The sequence below is a fragment of the Halomonas sp. genome, assembly GCF_041689495.1.
Lineage (GTDB): Bacteria > Pseudomonadota > Gammaproteobacteria > Pseudomonadales > Halomonadaceae > Halomonas.
Window position 1 is genome coordinate 1 of the sequence record NZ_JBDNGD010000241.1, and the last position, 3,959, is coordinate 3,959.

Consider the following 3,959-nt stretch of genomic DNA (forward strand, 5'->3'; position numbering starts at 1 on the left):
CGCTGGGCATTGCGGATCAGTTGGCGCAGGGTCTGGCGATCGACCGCGGGAAAGGCCTCGATGAAGGGCTCGACAGCGGCGTCGCCTTCCTCGATGAGGCGGTCCCGCCAGCGCTCGAGGCGATGGAAGGTGTGGTTGCGTTTCAGCTCTTCCTGCTCGATTTCGTCGAAGACGGCCCGGATGGCGTCGAGATCTTCCCGACGCATGAGCTTGCCGATGTATTGCATGTGGCGCCTTCGGCCTTCATGGGAACGGATCCGTGACGTCTCCTCCACGGCCGCCAGCAGAGTATCGGAAAGCGGGAAGCGGGCTCGCTCGGACGGTGACATGGAGATGATGTGCTCGCCGATGGCCTGCAGGGCGTGCATTTCACGCTTGAGTTGGGACTTGCTAGGTGGCGCGTCGTCATCGACTTGAGACAGCCGGTCGAATGCCTGGCGAGAGAATTCCTGGGACATGCCGCTTCCATCGGTTGGGGCTCGGAATATCCATTATACCAGTCCGCAGGGGCGGGCTGTGCATCGCGCAATGATTGACTACCGGCCTCTGGGCCGGTCATTAGGGGGAAACGCATGACACAGGCTTTTGATGCCATCACCCAGCAGCAATTGCTGGAAACCCGTGCTGAATCGGCGCTGGCGCTTGCCAGGCGTGCCGGTGCCGATGCCTGCGAAGTGGGCGCCAGCGTCGATCAGGGAATCGGCGTCAGCGTGCGCGAGGGAGAGGTCGAGACCGTCGAGCTGTCTCGCGACCAGGGCATCGCCGTGACCGTCTATGTGGGGTCACGCAAGGGCAGTGCTTCTTCCACGGATGCGGGTGAGGCCTCCATCCTCGCCGTCGTGGAAAAGGCCCTGGCCATTGCCCGTCATACCGGCGAGGATCCGGACGCGGGGCTGGCCGATGCCGCCTTGATGGCCCGGGACCTTCCGGATCTGGATGTTCACCATCCCTGGGCACTGACCACCGAGCAGGCCGTCGACCTGGCGTTGGCCTGCGAGACGGCTGGCCGTGGTGTCTCAGGGATCCGGCGTTCCGATGGTGCCTCGCTGTCCAGTGGCGAGGGCGTGCGGGTCTATGCCAACAGTCACGGCTTCCTGGGCAGTCAGCGGGGCAGCCGCCATTCGCTTTCCTGCATGTTGATCGCCGAGGACGACAGCGGGATGCAGCGTGACTATGATTTCACCACGGCTCGCCATCCCCACGATCTCGTCGATCCGGTGCTGGTCGGCGAGAGTGCCGCTCGCCGCACACTGCGTCGTCTCGGCGCCCGGCGCCCGATGACCGGCCGCTTGCCGGTGCTCTTCGACCCCTCTCTGGCGAGTGGTCTCATCGGCTCTCTGATGGGGGCCATTGCCGGGGGAGCGCTCTATCGCCAGGCATCATTTCTCTGCGACCGCCTGGGTGATGACATCTTTCCGGACTGGTTCAGCCTTGGCGAGCGGCCTATGGAGCCTGGTGCCATGGCCAGCAGTCCCTTCGACAACGAGGGGGTTCAGACACGGAACAATATCTTCATCGAAAACGGCCGACTGGCCAGCTACATGCTGTCAGCCTATAGCGCCCGGCGCCTCGGCATGCAGACCACCGGTGATGCCGGCGGCGCTCGCAACCTGCGCATCATGGCCCCCCTCACTCCCCTGGAGGCGTTGCTGGCGCGGATGGATCGCGGCGTCCTGGTGACCGAATTGATGGGGCAGGGCGTGAATGCCGTGACCGGGGACTACTCCCGTGGCGCTGCCGGTTTCTGGGTCGAGAACGGAGAGATTCAGTACCCGGTGGAAGAATTCACCATCGCGGGCAATCTCGAAGCCATGTTCAAGGGCCTGCTGGCGGTGGGGGATGATACCGATACCCGCGGCAGTATCCATACCGGCAGCTGGTTGATCGACGAGATGACGGTGGCGGGAGGTTAGCCATCCTCTTCGAAGCGGGCCTCGAAGAGCGCGGCAATGGCATCCAGGACCGCTTCGGCGTCCTCGCCTTCGGCATGAATCTCCAGTTCGGTGCCACAGGGGGCGGCCAGCATCAGCAGTGACATGATGTTGGTCGCGTCCCCCTTGATCTTGCCGTTGATGACGGTGACACGCGCCTCATAGGGATGGCAGCACTGCACCAGCTTGGTGGCGGCCCGCGCATGGAGTCCGCGCTTGTTGGTCAGGGTCAGCTTGCGGTGCGGCACGCCTCAGCGTCCTTCCCTGTCGTTTGCGTTTGGCAGATTCCGTGTCGGACGATGCGAGGAGTTCTTGGCAAGGGCGTCATGGATACCCAGTTCACGGTGGCGGAGCGTGACACCGGCGTGCCGGGCGGTGAAGTGGTGTGCCAGGCGCTCGGCCAGATAAACGGAACGGTGCTGGCCCCCGGTACAGCCGATGGCAACGGTCAGGTAGCTGCGATGGCTGGCCTGATAGGCGGGAAGCCAGCGTTCTATCCAGCCGAGTATATCGTCGTGCATCTCGCCGACGATGGGATAGCCGTCGAGGAACTGGATGATGTCAGGGTCTCGACCCGTGGACTGGCGCAGTTGGGGATCCCAGTAGGGGTTCGGCAGGCAGCGGGCATCGAAGACGATGTCGGCGTCCAGGGGTACGCCTCGCTTGAAGCCGAAGGACTCGAAGGTTAGCGTCAGGTGCTCGGCCTGGTGGTTGGCGATCTGGTCGCTGATACGGCCGCGCAGCTCGTGGATCGAAAGCCGCGAGGTGTCGATCACCAGATCCGCCAGGTCACGGATCTCGGCAAGGGCACTCTCCTCGGAGTCGATGGCCTCGGCCAGGGTCATGTCATTGTTGCGCGTCAGCGGATGTCGCCGGCGGGTCTCCGAGTAGCGTTCCAGGAGGACGCGGGCATCGGTGGTAAAATAGACGACCTGACAGTCGACCTGCCGCCGGCGTAAGTCCGCCAGGAGACTGGGGAAACGTTCCAGGGCATGGGGCAGGTTTCGGGCATCGATGCTGACGGCAATGGAGGTGTGCCGTGATGGCGCCTTGCTGAGCTCATCGACCAGGGACCCCAGCAGCATGGCCGGCAGGTTGTCGATGGCGTAGTAGCCAAGATCCTCGAGCGCCTGCAACGCGATCGACTTGCCCGAGCCGGAACGGCCACTGATGATCACGAGTTGCATGGCGGGTCTCCTGGTCCAGGGGGTGCCGGATGGCCCTGAAAGCGATCAGCTCGATGATGCCTGTCGTCGAATCGCGTCGATGAGGCGCTCATGGAGCTCTTGCTGGCTTGTGCTCTTGCGAAGGGTGGAGCGCGTCTCGACGTCGTTCATCACGCCGGCGACCTGGGCGAGCAGGGCCAGGTGGGCGTCGTCGGCCTCTTCGGGTACCAGCAGCACGAATACCAGATCCACCGGCTCGCCATCGATGGCGTCGAAGTCCACCGGTTCGGCGAGCTTGAGGAACCCGGCAATGGGTGCCTTGCAGTGGGGGCTTCGGGCATGGGGGATGGCAACTCCATTGCCGATACCGGTACTGCCCAGCCGTTCACGACCGATCAGTCGGCTGAAGACCTCCTGACTGTCGAGACTGGGCGTATTCTGGGCGATGAAGGTACTGTAGAACTCCAGTACGCGCTTTTTGCTTCCCCCGGGCACATCGAAGAGGGCGCGCTCGGGGGGCAGGATGGTTTCCAGTGTCATGGGCGATCAGCGGGCGCCGGCGCCTTGGGCGCGAGCCTGTGCCTTTTCCTTGTGCTTGACGAGTTGGCGGTCGATCTTGTCGGCGAGGGCGTCAATGGCGGCGTACATGTCGTTATCCTTGGCCTCGGCGTGCATGTCGGCGCCTGCAGCATGCAGGGTACAGGCCGCTAGATGGCGTTCCTTCTCGATGGAGAGCGTAACCTGCACATTAGTGATGTTGTCGTAATGGCGTTCCACTCGACTGAGCTTGTCGTTGACATAGTCACGCAGGGCATCGGTCAGTTCCACATGATGGCCAGTGATATTGACTTGCATGGCGCGC

At 63.4% G+C, this 3,959-nt stretch carries 6 protein-coding genes; 1 reads left to right on the forward strand and 5 read right to left on the reverse strand.

From position 1 onward, the window contains the following. On the reverse strand, window positions 1-458 hold a 458-nt coding region (gene yjgA / locus ACESMD_RS08495; protein ID WP_372612192.1), incomplete at its 3' end, for a ribosome biogenesis factor YjgA. Window positions 459-572: 114 nt separating this feature from the next. On the opposite strand from yjgA, the gene pmbA reads away from it, so the two are divergent. Further along, on the forward strand, window positions 573-1,913 hold the full coding sequence (gene pmbA / locus ACESMD_RS08500) for a metalloprotease PmbA (protein ID WP_372612194.1): 1,341 nt from the start codon (window positions 573-575) through the stop codon (window positions 1,911-1,913). On the opposite strand, the gene ACESMD_RS08505 is transcribed toward pmbA, so the two are convergent. The 4 genes from ACESMD_RS08505 to hpf are packed head-to-tail and all read right to left on the reverse strand — an operon-like array spanning window position 1,910 to window position 3,952. After that, entirely contained in the window at window positions 1,910-2,179 is a 270-nt protein-coding gene (locus tag ACESMD_RS08505) for an HPr family phosphocarrier protein (protein WP_372612196.1), read from the reverse strand. The genes pmbA and ACESMD_RS08505 overlap by 4 nt on opposite strands. A gap of 3 nt (window positions 2,180-2,182) precedes the next feature. Continuing rightward, window positions 2,183-3,118, reverse strand: a complete 936-nt coding sequence (rapZ, locus tag ACESMD_RS08510) for an RNase adapter RapZ (protein ID WP_372612198.1) — start codon at window positions 3,116-3,118, stop codon at window positions 2,183-2,185. Window positions 3,119-3,163: 45 nt separating this feature from the next. Next, a complete protein-coding gene (gene ptsN, locus ACESMD_RS08515) occupies window positions 3,164-3,637 on the reverse strand; it encodes a PTS IIA-like nitrogen regulatory protein PtsN (protein ID WP_372612200.1) in 474 nt (157 codons plus the stop codon). Window positions 3,638-3,643: 6 nt separating this feature from the next. Further along, on the reverse strand, window positions 3,644-3,952 hold the full coding sequence (gene hpf, locus ACESMD_RS08520; protein ID WP_372612202.1) for a ribosome hibernation-promoting factor, HPF/YfiA family: 309 nt from the start codon (window positions 3,950-3,952) through the stop codon (window positions 3,644-3,646). Window positions 3,953-3,959: the final 7 nt, after the last annotated feature.

Coding starts and splice junctions, on each gene's coding strand:
- pmbA (WP_372612194.1), top strand. CDS start 573: ATGACACAGGCTTTTGATGCCATCACCCAGCAGCAATTGCTGGAAACC.
- rapZ (WP_372612198.1), bottom strand. CDS start 3,118: ATGCAACTCGTGATCATCAGTGGCCGTTCCGGCTCGGGCAAGTCGATC.
- ptsN (WP_372612200.1), bottom strand. CDS start 3,637: ATGACACTGGAAACCATCCTGCCCCCCGAGCGCGCCCTCTTCGATGTG.
- hpf (WP_372612202.1), bottom strand. CDS start 3,952: ATGCAAGTCAATATCACTGGCCATCATGTGGAACTGACCGATGCCCTG.